Source organism: Pseudomonas sp. WAC2, from assembly GCF_030403525.1.
Taxonomy (GTDB): Bacteria; Pseudomonadota; Gammaproteobacteria; order Pseudomonadales; family Pseudomonadaceae; genus Chryseomonas; species Chryseomonas luteola.
The window spans coordinates 96,338-111,938 of sequence record NZ_JAUEPD010000005.1 but is presented as its reverse complement, the minus strand read 5'-3'; the positions used below and the strand labels follow the sequence as shown (position 1 = coordinate 111,938).

The window sequence follows — 15,601 nt, the reverse complement described above, 5'->3', positions numbered from 1 at the left end:
ATGACCTTAACAAACAAACCTGAAGAGGTCTTCAGCGCGACGCGTTAATGTGGCCCCAAATGAAGAAGGAGCGACGACATGCATATAGTGCTGACCGGCGGTACAGGCTTGATCGGCCGGGCGTTGTGTCATGACTGGCTGACGAAAGGGCATAGCCTGACTGTGTTAAGCCGTTCGCCCGACAAAGTGGCCCGTGAGTGCGGCGCCTCGGTGCGTGCCATTGCCCGTCTGGACGAAATAAACGGCGAGCCGGTCGATGCGGTTATCAACCTGGCCGGCGCGCCTATAGCGGACAAGCCATGGACGTCATCGCGCAAGGCTGAGCTCTGGCGGAGCCGGATTGCGCTGACCGAATCCCTGGTGGACTGGATGAGGGCGCAGCCAAAACCGCCCAGGGTGCTGCTTTCCGGATCTGCTGTCGGCTATTACGGTGATGGGGGAGAGAAGCCGCTCAAGGAGGATGATGCGGTCCCTGGTCATGACTTTGCCAGCGAGCTATGTGTAGCCTGGGAGCAGGTCGCTAATGAGGCAGAGGCTTTAGGTGTGCGTGTCGTCACGCTTCGGACAGGGCTGGTACTGGCTGCGGATGATGGCTTCATGCAGCGTCTTTTACCTATGTTTCGCCTGGGCCTGGGCGGGCGCCTGGGCAGCGGGCGTCAATGGATGCCCTGGATTCATTTGAAAGATCAAATCGGGGCCATCGATTTTCTTCTGAACCAGGAGTCGGCCAGTGGCCCTTATAATCTGTGTTCACCACAACCGGTACGTAATGCCGATTTTGCACAGGCTCTAGGACGAGCATTGCATCGTCCCGCACGAATACCTGTTCCCGCCTTTGCCTTGCGCCTGATGGGAGAGATGTCGAGTCTGCTGCTGGGTGGGCAGAGAGCCTTGCCTCAGCGATTGCTGGATGCAGGTTATACCTTTCGCTTTACCGATTTGGACGCGGCATTGAACGACCTGCTGCGCGCTAAGGACTATTCATGACTGATCACGCATTATTGCTCGTCAACCTGGGCTCCCCGGCGTCGACGTCGGTACCTGATGTACGGCGCTATCTCAACCAGTTCCTGATGGACCCCTACGTAGTAGATCTGCCATGGCCCGCGCGTCGCCTGCTGGTCTCCCTGATCCTGGCCAAGCGGCCGGCGGCCTCAGCCCATGCCTATTCGTCCATCTGGTGGGAAGAGGGCTCTCCGCTGGTTGTGCTCAGCCGTCGCCTGCAGGATGCCATGCGCGCCAAATGGACCCATGGCCTGGTGGAGTTGGCGATGCGGTACGGCGAACCCTCCATTGAGTCCGTATTGACCCGGTTGGCGAAGCAGGGCGTTTCCGAAGTTACTTTCGCGCCGCTTTATCCTCAATTTGCCGACAGCACTGTTACTACCGCGGTGGAGCTGGCTCGCAAGGTCATTCTGGAGCAGCGTCTGAAACTGAAGATGCATATACTGCCGCCGTTTTATGACCAGCCTGAGTACCTGGAGGCGCTGGTTAAGAGCACCGAATCCTATCTCCAGCAGCCGTTCGATCATATATTGATGAGTTTTCATGGTCTGCCTGAGCGGCATCTGCACAAGTCCGACCCAAGCGGTACACATTGTCTGAAGGGCGCTGACTGCTGCCAGAATGCTAAGGGAGCTGTATTGGAAAGCTGCTACCGTGCGCAATGTATTCGCACGGCGGAAGGATTTGCCCGCGAGGCAGGCCTGAGGCCGGATCAGTGGTCCTTCTCGTTCCAGTCGCGCCTTGGCCGCGCCAAGTGGATCGAGCCTTACACCGAGGCACGCCTCGATGAGCTGGCTGCCCAGGGAGTGAAGCGTCTTCTGGTAATGTGTCCTGCGTTTGTCGCGGACTGTATCGAGACGCTGGAAGAAATCGGCATGCGCGGCAAGGAGCAGTTTGAAGAAGCTGGTGGTCAGGAGTTGGTACTGGTGCCGTGTCTGAATGATCATCCTGCGTGGGCTGATGCGCTCACCACCCTGTGTGAGCGGGTGCCCCGTGCGGTGTGAGTCTGGAATCTGAATATAAAAAGCCCCGCTCTAGCGGGGCTTTTTTTACAGAAGACTATCCGGCGGCGGTGCGTCCTTACGCCAGTGATTGTGTCCCGGTAGCAGCAGGTTGAGCCCAATGGCCACAATGCCGCAAAGCGAAATGCCCTTCAGACCAACCTCGCCATTACCGATCACGATGCCGCCGATCCCAAAGACCAGGGTCACCGATACGATTACAAGGTTGCGTGCCTCGGACAGATCGACCTGATGACGAATCAGGGTATTGAGGCCGACCACGGCAATCGAACCGAACAGCAGACAAAGGATGCCGCCCATGACTGGCACCGGAATGCTCTGCAAGGCGGCGCCGAACTTACCGACGAAGGCGAGGGCAATGGCAAAGCCGGCCGCCCACAGCATGATCTTGGGGTTGTAATTCTTGGTCAGCATGACCGCGCCGGTTACTTCGGCGTAGGTCGTGTTAGGCGGTCCGCCAAACAGGCCGGCCGATGAAGTGGCGATACCATCACCCAGCAGGGTACGGTGCAGGCCGGGCTTTTTCAGATAGTTGTTGCCGGTGACGCCGCCCACGGCAATGACGCCGCCCACATGTTCGATGGCTGGCGCCAAGGCGACCGGCACCATGAACAGGATCGCTCCCCAGTGGAATTCAGGGGCGACAAAATGGGGGACGGCTAGCCAGGGGGCTGCAGCAATCGCATCGGTATGCACCAGGCCAAACAGGAACGCAAGGGTATAACCCACGATGATGCCGGCCAGGATCGGTACTAGCTTGAAAATGCCACGGCCGTAGATAGCCACAATCAGCGTGGTTATCAGCGCAGGCATGGAGACCAGCATGGCGGTGGCATAGGGGACCAGCTGCGCACTGCCATCGCCAGCCTTGCCCATGGCCATATTGGCTGCCACCGGCGACATGCCAAGACCAATGGAAATGATGACTGGTGCAATCACGACCGGGGGCAGGAGCCGGTCGATGAAGCCAATCCCCTTGAGCTTAACGGCCAGGCCCAGGAAGGTATACACGAAACCGGCCGCGACCACGCCACCCAGCACGGAAGGCAGGCCGAACTCGGCCTTGGCCCCAATGATCGGAGCGATGAACGCAAAGCTTGACGCCAGGAAGACCGGCACTTGACGGCCTGTCACAAGGTGGAACAAGAGCGTGCCCAATCCGGCAGTAAAGAGCGCAACGTTTGGATCCATGCCGGTAATGAGCGGCATCAGGACCAATGCGCCAAAGGCGACAAACAGCATTTGCGCGCCAGACAAAATCTGTCGCCATAGCGGATCGTTATGAGACTGCACTATCAGGTGTCCTTTTGCTTGGTGCCGAAGATCTTGTCACCGGCATCACCAAGTCCAGGCAGGATGTAGCCATGCTCATCCAGACGCTGATCTACGGAGGCGGTATAGATGCTGACATCGGGGTGAGCCTTTTCGACCGCAGCAATGCCTTCCGGTGCAGCTACAAGGACCAGTGCACGAATTTCTTTGGCGCCTGCTTTCTTGAGCATATCGATGGTGGCAATCATGGAGCCGCCCGTCGCCAGCATCGGATCGATGATCATGGCCAGACGGCGATCGAGTTCGCCGACAAGCTTTTCCAGATACGTATGGGCTTCGAGCGTTTCTTCATTGCGCGCCAGGCCGATCACGCTGACCTTGGCGCTGGGAATGAGGCTGAGGACGCCGTCAAGCATGCCGATGCCGGCGCGCAGGATCGGTACGACTGTTACCTTCTTGCCAGAAATCTTCTCAACCGCTACGGTGCCACACCAGCCTTCGATATCGACATTTTCGACAGGAAGATCCTTTGTAGCTTCATAGGTGAGCAGGGCGCTGACTTCTTGTGCCAATTCCCGAAAATTTTTGGTGCTAATATCGGCCCGCCGCATTAATCCAAGCTTGTGGCGGATCAGCGGATGTCGAATTTCATGGATGGGCATGGGAATGGTCTCCGGCGTACTGGCAAAATTACGCTAGATTAAATCATTAGGGTCCCTTTCGGGCAGATGTTTTGTCGCGATTGGCTTGCTCGCCGACGGTTAGCCCGGTAACTTTGCCGCCTTTTACCCAAGCCTGCCCCGCAGGCAGGTGTGTACCATGTCTGGAGAGTCCCCTATGTCCGCCGATCTCGATCATATCCGTAATGTCATGGCGGAGGCCGACTGCCTGTTCGACGAAAGCCAGGTAGAGGCAGCCATTGGCAAGGTGGCCGAGGCGATTACGGCTGATCTGGCTGACCGTAATCCTGTCATGTTCTGCGTGATGAATGGCGGTTTGATCTTTGCCGGCAAGCTGGCAACCAAACTCAATTTCCCGCTGGAGATGTCCTATCTGCATGCGACCCGCTATCGCAATCAGACGACTGGCGGTGAATTGTTCTGGAAGGCCAAGCCGGAAATTTCCTTTATTGACCGTGATGTGTTGATCGTCGATGACATTCTCGACGAAGGGCATACGCTCAATGCCATCATCGAATTCTGCAAGCATGCCGGTGCCAAGGCGGTGCATACGGCCGTACTGATCGATAAAGATCATGATCGCAAGGCCGTTCCTGGTTTGAAAGCTACTTATTCCGGGTTGTCCTGTATCGATCGTTATATTTTTGGCTACGGTATGGACTACAAGGGCTACTGGCGCAATGCACCCGGTATCTACGCGGTAAAAGGTCTCTGATATGCGGGGTCCGGCGTTCATCGATCAGGTACTGTTCGCCGGGCTTACCCAACAGGCGGCAGACAGTCCTCGCCTGCGCTACCACCATGGTTTTCATACCATGGATGAGCCCTGTCATCGCCTGTCAATCGGCATGCAGCCAGACACCTACATTGCGCCTCACCGGCATCTGGACCTGACCAAGGCCGAAACGCTGCTGGTGCTCAAGGGACGTATTGGTGTCCTGTTCTTTGATGAAGAGGGAGCGCTGACCGGACAGCGTCTGCTTGAAGCAGGTGGTGATTGTGTGGGGGTCGATTTTCCTCCAGGCCTCTATCATTCACTGGTGGTACTTGAAGCCGATACTGTTATCTTCGAATGCAAGGCAGGCCCTTTCCGCGCCTTGCAGGATAACGAGTATGGTTCTTGGGCGCCGCGTGAGGGCGAGCCGGGAACCCAGGCCTATCGAGACTGGATGGCGGCACGCTTCGAGTCCTGACCGCTCGGCTGAGCATGATTTTGGGCGTTGAGTGACGGGGTGGGGCGGAGTAATATGCGGCCCTCTCGTTTTCCGCACAGGTACTTTGCGATGCGTAAGGACAAAAAGCAGGTAATCGGCGAGGAAATCAGCGACGATAAGATCAAGCTGTTTCTCGCAGTCGAACCGGCCGATGATACGCCGCCTTCCCTGCATAAACTGGTAAAGGCATACCGTGGATTGAGAGCTGACGACTTTGAACGTTTCGTTGGTTTCTTCGTTGAAGCAGGTTATGACCTGGACGCTCGTGATGCAGAGGGTCAGGACTTCATCGATCTGATCCGTGCCCATCGCAAGGCCGAGCCGTACGTGGATGCGGTGCGCGGCGCTCACGCCTGACCACCTGCTCTGAAAAGCCCGCCTCCCTGATAAGGACGCGGGCTTTTTCATGCCTCTTGCTTGAGATGCAGAATAGGATAGGGCTTGCCGAGGCTATCTACGGCAGAGCGCCCTGTCACGGTGAATCCGTGGGCTAGGTAAAAACCTTTGGCCCCATCGTTCTGCTCGTTGACGTCTACAGCCAGCCGGCCGTACAGCCCTACGGCATGGTGCAGGAGTCGCTTCCCATGCCCTTGACCACGCCGGGCTGGATCAACAAAAAGCATGTCTACGCTGGCCTGGGTAAGACCGATGAATCCTGCAGGTTGATCGTCATCGGACAAGCTGACCCACGTTTCCAGGCTGGGCAGGTAGCTGTCACGCACCAGCGGGCGGAAAAAGTCGATGTCGTCTTCAGGTAGAAAGTAATGGGTTGCCCTGACGGCCTGCTCCCAAATCTCGGCTAGCAAGGGAATGTCTGTAGGCGTTGCGCGTCTTATGGACATGGTATGCCTTGTGTGTGCGTGATGGATTTATTTGAACACGTCGCCCTGCTGTTTGCAGCGTTTCGCTTGCGGCGGCTCATACAGTGCTGTCAGGCATTCACGGGCTGGGTATACTGCCTGCCATCAACGACCCACATGAAGATGGAGTAGAGCATGCGCAATCGCTTGTTGCTTGGTCTGATCGCTGTTGCCGGACTGGCTATTGCCGGCTGTGCCAGCAGTCCACAGCAATTGAGTCCGCAACCCAAACTGACAGCCCCAATCGCTGCGGTCGGGCACGGGCAGCCTGTTTCGGTACGTGTCGTGGACGGCCGCTCGTCATTCTCGTTGGGAACTCGGGGCGGTTTGTATCCTGAAACCAGTACCGTGTCGGTCCAGAGCAACGATGTTATTCCAAAACTTCAGGCTGAAGCGGAATCAGCGGTTCGTCTGCTGGGCTTCACGCCAACGCCTAATGCCTACAATGCTCCCCAGCTGACGCTGACCTTGGCAGAGCTGAAGTATCAGTCGCCCAAGGAGCTGTACGTCACCTCGGCCAATATTGGCGCAACCTTCAAGGTGGATGTACGTAACAGCATGCGTGGCTACAGTGGTCGCTATGGCGCCTCGCTGGAGCAGCGTTTCGGTATGGCACCCAATACGGCAACCAATACCAAGCTGGTAAGCGATGTGCTGAGCGATGCGTTGACCCGTGTCTTCAAGGACCAGACCATCGCCCAGGTTCTTAACGGGCAGTAAGCCTGTCATCTGAAAAGCCCCGTCAACGGGGCTTTTTTGATTCAACCAACTTAATCCAGTGGTCGCCCTGCCAGGAGCCGATACTTGTTCAGTACAGGCTGGGCATATTGGCGGATCATCTGCAGGCGGTATTCGGCAGGGCAATTATTGAGTCGCTCCTGCCACTTCTGCCGAGCTTCAGCCAGCTCGTCTGCTGGGAACAGGCTTTCTGCCGAGGGTACGGTCAGTGACTCGTCACGGCCGTCCCAGCGCTCATAGGCCAGGTGGTTGGCAGGGAAAAGTCGATAATTGGTCAGGATGCGGCGGTCCATTTCGGTTGCCAGCTGCTTGGCATCGCTGAATTCGCCGGTCAGCATCTCGCCAAACTCCACATGCACGCGTCCCTTGTAGCCCGTGATGCCCAAGGCAATGCTGACGTCATCCTCGCCAGGCGCCTTGGCATAGGTGCCGGTGGTTTCACGAATATAGAGTTCACGGGCCTTGGCCAGATCGCAGGGATCATACTCATAGCTGATCGACACAGGCACGATGTGCAACGCCTTTACCATATCGGCAAAGGAGTCGTCCTTGCAGCCCATGTGAAACATCTTGAGGATGGCTGAATCGGTGCGGTCGTCTCCATCCTTGGCCCGGCCTTCGGCCTGGGCAATCCAGACGGACTGGCCATCCTGGCGAATGGAGTAATTGATATAAGCCGAAAGCGTCTGATACGCCGCAAGCTTTTCACGCCGTCCGGTGATGGAGCGGTGGACGATAAAACTCTTGTTCAAGCGCATGAGGTCGCTGACGAAGGGCTTCTGCAAGAGGTTATCGCCAATGGCGATGCGCGGGGTTGGCAGCCCGGCATGATACACGGCGTAATTTACGAAAGCCGGGTCCATGACGATGTCACGGTGGTTAGCCATGAACAAGTAGGCACAGCCGCTACGTAGATTATCTAGGCCCGAATAAGTCACACCATCGGTGGCTTTCTCAATCGTACGATCGACATAAGGCTCCAGTTTGTCCTGAAGCATGCTGACGCTGGTGATACCGGACACTTCCTGCCTCAGCCGATGGCGCAGCATAGGCTTGAGCAGCCATCCAAACGGGCTGGACAGCTTGGGGAAACGGTAGCGGGTCAGGATATCGATAAACTGCTCATCATTGATGAGTCGGGCCAAGACGGCAGGGACTTCTGTATCGTTGAAGGGTCGAATGGCTTCGAACTCGCCCATATCGTTCTCTTTTTAATAACAAGTGGCGACACGTGTCGCAAAGTGGCGGCCATAGTAGAGCGCGCAGCGAGAGATGCAAGCCGAATACGGCGTTAATGTCGCCCCTGGCGATTCCAATCATCGCAAAAACACGGTGCCGGAGCCTATTAGGAGCCCATTATGCTGGAAAGCCAACCGTATGAGTGTCCTTACTGCGGAGAACCTGCCGAGGCGGTGGTAGACCTGTCGGGTGGCGATCAGTCGTACTATGAGGATTGCCCCGTCTGTTGCAGGCCTATCTTTTTTATCTTACACACAGAGGGTATGACATGGTCTCTCGAAAGTCGGCGAGAGGATGAATGATGCTCAGGATCTATGAGCCGCGTGATCTTCTGGAGGCAGAAATGCTGCTGGCCATGCTGGACAGTGAGGGTATTGACGCGCATTTGGCGGGGCGCCATTTGATAGGCGCCATTGGCGAGTTGCCTGCTATTGGGCTGCTGGGAATTGCCGTGCATGACGCAGATGCTCCGCGCGCCCGCGAGCTGATTGCCGATTACAACGCTGCTCAGCCATTGCCTTATGAGGACCCGGACAGCGGGCCAGCCGTGTTATTGTGCTGAAGCGGTAGTCGGCTTTGCCTGAAAAGGCGAACCGAATCGACCTGTTTATTTTCTTGCCTGGTTGTGTATGTCTGGACGCTACGCCTTGTTTCGCTGGCCTCCCGAGGTAACTCGGATGACCGGTTTTCCAGCGGACTATCAGCCGCGCTGGAACATCTCTCCCCATGCCCAGGTGCTATTCATGCGGCACCATGAGGGCGAGTGTCGTGTCGACAGTGGCCGTTGGGGCCTGACGCCCGCCTGGCTCACGGATCTCTCGCGCACGCCCACCCATGCCCGGGCGGAGACGGTAGCGGATCAGCCTATGTTTCGCGAAGCATTTGCCCAGCGCCGCTGCCTGTTGCTGGCCAATGGGTTTTATGAATGGCGAGGGACTTCGCGCAAGCGGGCCTTCTGGATGATCAATGGCGAGCCGCTGGCTTTCTTTGCAGGCATCTGGGAGGCCTATCCGGTCATGGGACAGGTCTATTTGAGTGTGGCCATGCTGACTCAGCCTGCCGGGGGGCTCCGCCGCCCGCTGGTGCTGGCCGAGGCCGAGCGGGATGCCTGGCTGTCACCTATGACAGAGCCGCGCGTCCTGAATGAGATCCTGCTGAAGCCCTCAATGCCGCTGCGTGAGAGAGTGCTTGCCGGTATTGTGAATGATCCCTCGGTAGACGGGCCGGAGTGCCTGACGCCGCTTTAGGCGTTGGGCTGGCAATGCCGAACTGCTAGCAGCGTCACTCGTCGCTTGGTCGGTAGGAGTTGTCGAGACTGGCGGCGCGACCTACCATCTGCGCAGTCGCGCAATCAGGAGAGTGTCATGCGTCGTGTTTTACCCATCGTCGGTCTTTCGCTTTCAGTACTGCTCAGCGCATGTCAGGCGGTGAATACCACTAGCGGAAATGCTGTTGGGGTTGAGCGTAAGCAGTATATGTTCAGCATGTTGTCGGCTGATCAGGTCAACCAGATGTACTCGCAGTCGTACCAAAAGACGGTTACCGAGGCGAAAAACGCTGGCAAGCTGGCCAACGATACGGCTCAGGGCAAGCGAGTACAGGCAATAGCCAAGCAGTTGATTGCTCATACGTCTGCGCTGCGGGCGGATGCAGCCAACTGGGATTGGCAGGTCAACGTGCTCCAGAATGATGAAGTGAATGCTAACTGCGGCCCGGGTGGAAAAATCTTTGTTTATACCGGCCTGCTTGATCAACTGAAGCCTACGGACGATGAGCTGGCCGCTGTGATCGGGCATGAGATTGCCCATGCACTGCGTGAACACAGCCGCGAGCAGATGTCCCGCGCCTATGCCATTGAGATGGGGCAGAGCATTGGCGGGGCGCTGCTGGGCATTGGTCAGGGTGGCATGCAGCTGGCGGATCAGGTCACTCAGGTTAGCCTGAGCCTGCCGTTCAGCCGCTCCAACGAGAACGAAGCTGACCTTATTGGCCTGGAACTGGCCGCGCGCTCTGGCTATAACCCCAATGCCGCCGTGACGCTCTGGCAGAAGATGGCCAAACTGAGCAATGGCAATCAATCGCCAGAGATACTCAGCACCCACCCCTCCGATGACAAGCGGATGAGCAATCTGGAAGCTGCCATTCCCAAAGTCATGCCGTTCTATGAGGCCAGCCGTAAGTCGTGACAGGTCGGCTATCGAGAACCAGAAGCCCCGGCTGCTGATAGCCGGGGCTTTTTTATGCTCAGAAAGGAATAATTAGAACACGCCGCTTAGCCGAAGCGCGTGATAAGCCGCCGCGAGAGCCAGAATGCCGAATGCTGTAGCGGCAAGTCGGCGGATCAACACCAATGGCAGTCGGTCAGCGGCAAAGTTGCCTGCGAGTACAACGGGTACGTTGGCCACAAGCATGCCCAGTGTCGTGCCCATGACGACCAGAGTGAAATGAGGGTATTGGGCCGCCAGCATCACCGTGGCGACTTGTGTCTTGTCTCCCATTTCCGCCAGGAAGAACGCCACCAGCGTTGTCAGGAAAGGTCCATAGCTCTTTTTAAGGCCTGATGCCTCATCTTCGTCCAGCTTGTCCGGGATCAGCGTCCAGAGGGCGACGGCTACAAATGAAATCGCCAGAATCCAGCTCAGGGCCGTCTCGCTGAAGAAGCGGCTGACCCAGCTGCCAACGGCGCCGGCAACAAAGTGGTTGGCCAGCGTCGAAGCCACCATTCCCATGATGATAGGCCAGGGCTTACGAAATCGGGCAGCCAGCAGCAGAGCAAGCAGCTGAGTCTTGTCGCCTATTTCTGCAAGGGCGACGACCAGCGTAGGGACTAACAGGGATTCCATCAGGCTTCCAAAAGGGGTGGGCATTAATTAGACAAATGACATGCATGCCTTCCCACCCCGGGTAAAGGCTGCATGTCATAGGTCTTGTCAAACCCGCAGGTCGCGAACGCCATGGTCGAGGACCAAGTATGTTGACGGACGCCTGGCGCTGATGGCCAGAGACTACTCCCCTAGGACGGCGCGCATTCTGCCCAAACATCCAGGCAGGTGCAATTCAAAAGAGCGATACGCTATCTCTATCAGCGGCGGAAGGCCTGGTAGATACGAAAGCCGTCACGCTCTGCTAACACCTTGCAGGGCCCCAAGTGCTGCTCGATCAGCGGGGGATACCTGAGAAAGCTGTTGGCCACAATACGCAGCTCGCCGCCTGGGCGCAGGTGATGGACAGCTTCGCGTAGCAGGGTCTCGCTGGCTTGATAATGAGTGTGTACGCCCTGGTGAAACGGCGGGTTGCTGATAATGGCGGCCAGCCCAATGGGCGCCGCAGCGATACCGTCGCCAGCCAATACGGTTCCGTTCAGCCTGTTGGCAGCCAAGGTCAGGCGGCTACTCTCTACCGCAAACGCGTCCACGTCGAGCATATGAAGGTCATTGTGGGGATAGCGCTGTTTGAGCGATGCACCTACTACACCTGCGCCACATCCGAAATCCAGCAGCGCACCAGCAGGTAGATTATCGAGGTGTTCGAGCAGAAGGGCGCTCCCCTTGTCGAGCCGCCCGTGGCTGAACACGCCTGGCAGGCTGACTATATGAAGCATTGAACCGGCAACATCCAGCTCGAAACGCTCGGCCCGCTCATGCAGCATGACGGGGGCTGCCTCGGGATGTGAGACCTTCCACAACTGACAGTGCCGAGCATTGTCCAGCTTACTGGCTGCGCCCAGCAGAGCCAGCTGTTTGGCAGCCCGCTCGATTCCACCCCGCTTTTCGCCTACCACATACAGTGCCCCTTGAGGGACCATGGCCGCCAAGACGCTGAGCAGGTAATCCGTCAGCTCTCTGGACTTGGGCAGGAACAGTACGGCGGTATCGTATGGCTGAGCAGGTATAGAGGTTCCGAAGTCGACTCTCCCGGGAAAGCGAGCCTGGAAATAGGCCTCATCGCCTGCATGCCAGGTCCAGCCATGTGCCTCCGGGAGGTGGCTCAATAGATCATCTGCAGGTAATCCTGCCAGCAAGGTTCGGCCTTGAAAATGCTCGGGCTGACGGAGCAGGACTTCGCTGCGTGGATCCATGGGCGTCCTCGGTAAAAAAGCGCGAAGCTTAGCAGACCGTGCGAGTCGGCGCGCCCGCAAAAAAAGCGGTTGCGTTATCGGTCAGCTGACCGATGATCCGCTGGCGAGCCTCCCGACTTCCCCATGCACTATGAGGCGTCACGATAAGCCTGGGAATGTCGTGGGCGAGTAGGGGATTTCCGTCTTTTGGCGGCTCCTGGGTGAGGACGTCCGTGGCGGCGCCTCCCAGATGACCGCTCCGCAGGCAGTCGGCCAATGCCTGTTCGTTCACGATGCCGCCTCGAGCCGTATTGATCAGAAAGGCGGTGGGCTTCATGGCAGCCAGTTGCGGAGCATCGATCAGGTTGCGCGTGGCGTCGGTAAGGGGGCAATGCAGGCTCAACGCGTCTACCTGGGGCAGTAGCGCTTCCAGCGGTATGTAGCCTTCGCGCACTGGCCGTCCAGGCAACTGACCCAGCAGGATACGCATGCCAAATGCTTCCGCCAGGCGAGCAACTGCACCGCCAAGCTCACCGTGACCCAGGATGCCAAGCGTCTTGCCTTCCAACTCCATGATGGGATAGTCGAGCAGGCAGAACTGCTTGGCTTCCTGCCAACGTCCAGCCTGAACATCGCGCTGATAATCCGACAGTCGCGTGGCCAGGGCCAGCAGGAGCGCGAACGTGTGCTGTGCAACGGAAGGCGTGCCGTACCCCTGACAATTGCAGACGGTTATCCCATATTGGCGTGCTGCGTCCAGATCCACATTATTGGTGCCGGTGGCGCTGACCAGTACCAGCTTGAGCGATGGGCATGCAGAAAGGCAGTCAGCGGTCAGGCTGACCTTGTTCACGATAGCCACCTCCACCGTCTGCAGGCGCTTGATAATCTCGTCAGGCGCGGTGGCCGGGTAGACATGGAATTCGCTGAAGACTGCCTTCAACGGAGCTGGATCCAGATCTCCCAGGTCCAATGAGGCATAATCCAGAAAGGCGGCACGACGGGCTAGGCTCATGGGGTGTCCTTATGATTATTGGCCGGAACTGCCAGCCTAGCAGAAGCCCCTGGCGCAGGGGCAAGGTAGTAAGCTGACAGGCATGAATTATCTCGCTCATCTTCATCTTGGCGGTTCAGATCGTGAACAGCTGCTGGGAAGTCTTTACGGTGACTTCGTCAAAGGTCCTCTCGATAATCGCTGGCCCTTGGCTATCGAACAGGCTATCCGCCTGCATCGCCGTATTGATGCCTTTACCGACAGCCATCCCTTGATCGATCGTGCCCGTGCACGCTTTCCCGAGGCGCGCCGGCGCGTCAGCGGTATCCTGGTCGATGTCTTTTTCGATCACTGCCTCAGCCGGCATTGGGCTGCTTACGCCGACCAGCCATTAGAGGCTTTTATTGCGCGGTTCTATCGTATTCTGCTGTCGGAGCCTGATTTGCCGCCACGGCTGGCGAGGATCGCGCCGCGTATGGCAGCTCAGGACTGGCTAGGCAGTTATCAGGAATTCAGGATCATCGAACAGGTCATCAATGGTATGGCGAGTCGACTGTCCCGGCCTGTACTCTTTGAGGGCGCCTTTGCGGAAGTAGAAGCGCGTTATGCGCTGCTTGAGCAGGACTTCTTTGACTTTTATCCCGAACTGCTAGCGTTCGTTCGTCAGGCGCAGCGGGATCGCTATTGATTCAGGTCAACATGCGCAACGGCTTGTGCGCATAGAGTCACCGCGCTATTACGCGAGGTCTCTATGCGCCTCGATCCAATTGAGCTGTTTGATAACGGCTCCCACAAATGTTTGTGCTTCGATAGCCTGGTTACAGGAGACGGAGTGCAATCCAACCAGTTTCTCATCATCGATCATGATGAATATCTACTATTCGATCCCGGCGGTGATCTGACCTATACGCCGCCGCTGTCGCTGGAGCTGTCCAGGTGTATTCCGCTGCAGGATCTGACCTATATCTTTGCATCGCACCAGGACCCCGACATTATCGCGGCGCTGGACAAATGGCTGCTGCATACGCGGGCTCAGGTCATCTGCTCGAAGCTGTGGGCACGCTTTCTGCCGCATTTGACGGCTGGCTATCTGTCCATTAGTCACAACCTGTCGGTCTTTGAGCGAACCATACCCTTGCCTGATCGAGGCCAGTCTTTCCGGCTGGGCCGATGCACCCTCATGGCCGTTCCCGCCCACTTTCTGCATTCAGTCGGTAATTTCCAGCTATACGATCCTGTCAGTCGAATTCTCTTTTCGGGCGATATGGGCGCCTCACTCGTGGATGACGCGGCACCGGTCGAGAATTTCGAGGCTCACATGCCCAGCATGGAGTGCTTTCATCGACGCTACATGGCCTGCAACAAGGCCTGCCGGCTATGGGCAGGCATGGTCAGGGAAATGAATGTTGCCATGATTGTGCCTCAGCACGGGCGGCCCTTTGCGTCGCCGCCCGTGATCAAGGCGTTTCTGGACTGGATCGAAACCCTGGAATGCGGGATCGACCTAATGACGCAGGAAGACTATCGCTTGCCTGCATGAAGGTAATGCTTGGGCGGATACTCCTGATGTAGCCGCTCCAGCAGTTCATCCTTGGCTGTCCAAAGCTGGTTAACCCAGGCCTGGAAGGCTGCGCGGTATTCGCTGTCCAGGTCGTAGCTCTTGCCCAGAAAGGCTGCGGGGATGGCAATCTCTTCTACACGCACGACAATGGCTGCAATCCGGCCGGAGAGCAGATCCCAAAGGCTCGGCGTTCCGTTGGGATAGTGGATGGTAACGTTGACCAGCGAATGCAGCTGCTCTCCCATCGCATCCAGCACAAAGGCGATACCGCCCGCACGCGGGCTCAACAAGTGACGATACGGCGCGCGCTGGGCGTCATGTTTGGCCTGGGTGAAACGGGTTCCTTCCAGAAAATTGAAGATTCCTACCGCCGTATCGCGAAAGCGCGCGCAGGCCCGGCGTGTAGTCTCAAGGTCCTTGCCACGCTTTTCAGGATGGCGGGCCAGATACGCTTTCGAATAGCGCTTCATGAAGGGAAAGTCGAGTGCCCACCAGCACAATCCAATGACAGGCACCCAGATAAGCTCTTGTTTGAGGAAGAACTTGAGCGGACGGATATGGCGATTCATCAGGTACTGGAGCGCAAAGATATCAACCCAGCTCTGATGGTTACTGGTCACCAGATAGGAGTGTTTGTAATCGAGGCTGGCGAGCCCGCGGACGTCCCAGTGGATGCGACCCGTCAGGCGAATCCAGAGATGATTACCACTGATCCAGGCCTCGTGGATGGCATTCATGAGGCGTCTGGACAGCCGTTGTGCAGTCGGGAAGGGCAGGCACAGCTTGAGTAGCGTTACGGCAAACAGCGGCCAGCACCAGAACAGCGTGTTGGCCGCCAGGAGCAGGCCGCCCACAAGACCACGGACCAGGCTAGGTAGATAATGAAGCATCAAGCATTCCCAACAGCAAAAAGGCGGCAAATCATAAAACAAGCCAGCGTCGGGAGACATGCTTCATAA

General features: G+C 57.4%; 20 protein-coding genes and 1 riboswitch. Of the genes, 12 read left to right on the top strand and 8 right to left on the bottom strand.

Going from position 1 to position 15,601, the window contains the following annotated elements; genetic code table 11:
* The first annotated feature begins 78 nt into the window (after nucleotides 1–78).
* Both QWJ10_RS12325 and hemH read left to right on the top strand, forming a co-directional pair.
* Nucleotides 79–987 (top strand): TIGR01777 family oxidoreductase, encoded by a 909-nt coding sequence (locus QWJ10_RS12325; RefSeq protein WP_289926695.1) that lies wholly within the window; start codon nucleotides 79–81, stop codon nucleotides 985–987.
* Nucleotides 984–2,009 carry a ferrochelatase gene (gene hemH, locus QWJ10_RS12320; RefSeq protein ID WP_289926693.1) on the top strand — a complete coding sequence of 342 codons (1,026 nt, stop codon included), beginning with the start codon at nucleotides 984–986 and terminating at the stop codon, nucleotides 2,007–2,009. Before QWJ10_RS12325 ends, hemH begins: the two co-directional genes overlap by 4 nt.
* A gap of 45 nt (nucleotides 2,010–2,054) precedes the next feature.
* Here hemH and QWJ10_RS12315 read toward each other — a convergent pair whose 3' ends face one another.
* Nucleotides 2,055–3,323: a uracil-xanthine permease family protein gene (locus tag QWJ10_RS12315; RefSeq protein WP_289927226.1), complete on the bottom strand. Its 1,269-nt coding sequence runs from the start codon at nucleotides 3,321–3,323 to the stop codon at nucleotides 2,055–2,057.
* Entirely contained in the window at nucleotides 3,323–3,961 is a 639-nt protein-coding gene (gene upp, locus QWJ10_RS12310; RefSeq protein ID WP_010795605.1) for a uracil phosphoribosyltransferase, read from the bottom strand. Before upp ends, QWJ10_RS12315 begins: the two co-directional genes overlap by 1 nt.
* Before the next feature lie 175 nt (nucleotides 3,962–4,136).
* On the opposite strand from upp, the gene QWJ10_RS12305 reads away from it, so the two are divergent.
* The 3 genes from QWJ10_RS12305 to QWJ10_RS12295 all read left to right on the top strand — a co-directional run bounded on the left by QWJ10_RS12305 (nucleotide 4,137) and on the right by QWJ10_RS12295 (nucleotide 5,550).
* On the top strand, nucleotides 4,137–4,694 hold the full coding sequence (locus QWJ10_RS12305; protein ID WP_010795604.1) for a hypoxanthine-guanine phosphoribosyltransferase: 558 nt from the start codon (nucleotides 4,137–4,139) through the stop codon (nucleotides 4,692–4,694).
* Between the two features lies 1 nt (nucleotide 4,695).
* Nucleotides 4,696–5,172 carry a WbuC family cupin fold metalloprotein gene (locus QWJ10_RS12300; protein ID WP_289926691.1) on the top strand — a complete coding sequence of 159 codons (477 nt, stop codon included), beginning with the start codon at nucleotides 4,696–4,698 and terminating at the stop codon, nucleotides 5,170–5,172.
* A 90-nt stretch (nucleotides 5,173–5,262) separates the two neighbouring features.
* Complete coding sequence (locus tag QWJ10_RS12295) at nucleotides 5,263–5,550, top strand: PA4642 family protein (protein WP_010795602.1); 288 nt, start codon at nucleotides 5,263–5,265, stop codon at nucleotides 5,548–5,550.
* 47 nt (nucleotides 5,551–5,597) lie between these two features.
* On the opposite strand, the gene QWJ10_RS12290 is transcribed toward QWJ10_RS12295, so the two are convergent.
* Nucleotides 5,598–6,035 (bottom strand): acetyltransferase, encoded by a 438-nt coding sequence (locus QWJ10_RS12290; protein ID WP_289926689.1) that lies wholly within the window; start codon nucleotides 6,033–6,035, stop codon nucleotides 5,598–5,600.
* Between the two features lie 153 nt (nucleotides 6,036–6,188).
* On the opposite strand from QWJ10_RS12290, the gene QWJ10_RS12285 reads away from it, so the two are divergent.
* On the top strand, nucleotides 6,189–6,773 hold the full coding sequence (locus QWJ10_RS12285) for a YajG family lipoprotein (RefSeq protein ID WP_010795600.1): 585 nt from the start codon (nucleotides 6,189–6,191) through the stop codon (nucleotides 6,771–6,773).
* A gap of 50 nt (nucleotides 6,774–6,823) precedes the next feature.
* Here the strand turns inward: QWJ10_RS12285 and QWJ10_RS12280 are convergent, their stop codons facing one another.
* Nucleotides 6,824–7,990 (bottom strand): 1-acyl-sn-glycerol-3-phosphate acyltransferase, encoded by a 1,167-nt coding sequence (locus QWJ10_RS12280; RefSeq protein ID WP_010795599.1) that lies wholly within the window; start codon nucleotides 7,988–7,990, stop codon nucleotides 6,824–6,826.
* Between the two features lie 159 nt (nucleotides 7,991–8,149).
* On the opposite strand from QWJ10_RS12280, the gene QWJ10_RS12275 reads away from it, so the two are divergent.
* The 4 genes from QWJ10_RS12275 to QWJ10_RS12260 all read left to right on the top strand — a co-directional run bounded on the left by QWJ10_RS12275 (nucleotide 8,150) and on the right by QWJ10_RS12260 (nucleotide 10,216).
* A complete protein-coding gene (locus QWJ10_RS12275) occupies nucleotides 8,150–8,332 on the top strand; it encodes a CPXCG motif-containing cysteine-rich protein (protein WP_010795598.1) in 183 nt (60 codons plus the stop codon).
* Entirely contained in the window at nucleotides 8,332–8,592 is a 261-nt protein-coding gene (locus QWJ10_RS12270; RefSeq protein WP_010795597.1) for a DUF2007 domain-containing protein, read from the top strand. The genes QWJ10_RS12275 and QWJ10_RS12270 overlap by 1 nt, the downstream gene beginning before the upstream one ends.
* A 67-nt stretch (nucleotides 8,593–8,659) precedes the next feature.
* Nucleotides 8,660–9,277, top strand: coding sequence for an SOS response-associated peptidase (locus QWJ10_RS12265; protein ID WP_125887435.1), 618 nt, complete (start codon nucleotides 8,660–8,662; stop codon nucleotides 9,275–9,277).
* A gap of 117 nt (nucleotides 9,278–9,394) precedes the next feature.
* The gene (locus tag QWJ10_RS12260; protein WP_019364871.1) at nucleotides 9,395–10,216 is read left to right on the top strand and encodes a M48 family metallopeptidase; all 822 of its coding nucleotides are present in this window, start codon (nucleotides 9,395–9,397) and stop codon (nucleotides 10,214–10,216) included.
* Between the two features lie 72 nt (nucleotides 10,217–10,288).
* Here QWJ10_RS12260 and QWJ10_RS12255 read toward each other — a convergent pair whose 3' ends face one another.
* The 3 genes from QWJ10_RS12255 to QWJ10_RS12245 all read right to left on the bottom strand — a co-directional run bounded on the left by QWJ10_RS12255 (nucleotide 10,289) and on the right by QWJ10_RS12245 (nucleotide 13,102).
* A complete protein-coding gene (locus QWJ10_RS12255) occupies nucleotides 10,289–10,873 on the bottom strand; it encodes a TMEM165/GDT1 family protein (RefSeq protein ID WP_289926681.1) in 585 nt (194 codons plus the stop codon).
* A 37-nt stretch (nucleotides 10,874–10,910) separates the two neighbouring features.
* A riboswitch (yybP-ykoY riboswitch) is annotated at nucleotides 10,911–11,056 on the bottom strand.
* A 56-nt stretch (nucleotides 11,057–11,112) separates the two neighbouring features.
* Nucleotides 11,113–12,108 carry a class I SAM-dependent methyltransferase gene (locus QWJ10_RS12250; RefSeq protein WP_125887433.1) on the bottom strand — a complete coding sequence of 332 codons (996 nt, stop codon included), beginning with the start codon at nucleotides 12,106–12,108 and terminating at the stop codon, nucleotides 11,113–11,115.
* A 28-nt stretch (nucleotides 12,109–12,136) separates the two neighbouring features.
* Nucleotides 12,137–13,102, bottom strand: coding sequence for a 2-hydroxyacid dehydrogenase (locus QWJ10_RS12245; protein WP_125887432.1), 966 nt, complete (start codon nucleotides 13,100–13,102; stop codon nucleotides 12,137–12,139).
* 82 nt (nucleotides 13,103–13,184) lie between these two features.
* On the opposite strand from QWJ10_RS12245, the gene QWJ10_RS12240 reads away from it, so the two are divergent.
* Nucleotides 13,185–13,769: an ACP phosphodiesterase gene (locus QWJ10_RS12240; protein WP_125887431.1), complete on the top strand. Its 585-nt coding sequence runs from the start codon at nucleotides 13,185–13,187 to the stop codon at nucleotides 13,767–13,769.
* A gap of 63 nt (nucleotides 13,770–13,832) precedes the next feature.
* Nucleotides 13,833–14,621: an MBL fold metallo-hydrolase gene (locus QWJ10_RS12235; protein ID WP_289926674.1), complete on the top strand. Its 789-nt coding sequence runs from the start codon at nucleotides 13,833–13,835 to the stop codon at nucleotides 14,619–14,621.
* Here the strand turns inward: QWJ10_RS12235 and QWJ10_RS12230 are convergent.
* The gene (locus tag QWJ10_RS12230; RefSeq protein ID WP_010795589.1) at nucleotides 14,603–15,532 is read right to left on the bottom strand and encodes an acyltransferase; all 930 of its coding nucleotides are present in this window, start codon (nucleotides 15,530–15,532) and stop codon (nucleotides 14,603–14,605) included. The genes QWJ10_RS12235 and QWJ10_RS12230 overlap by 19 nt on opposite strands.
* Between the last annotated feature and the right edge of the window lie 69 nt (nucleotides 15,533–15,601).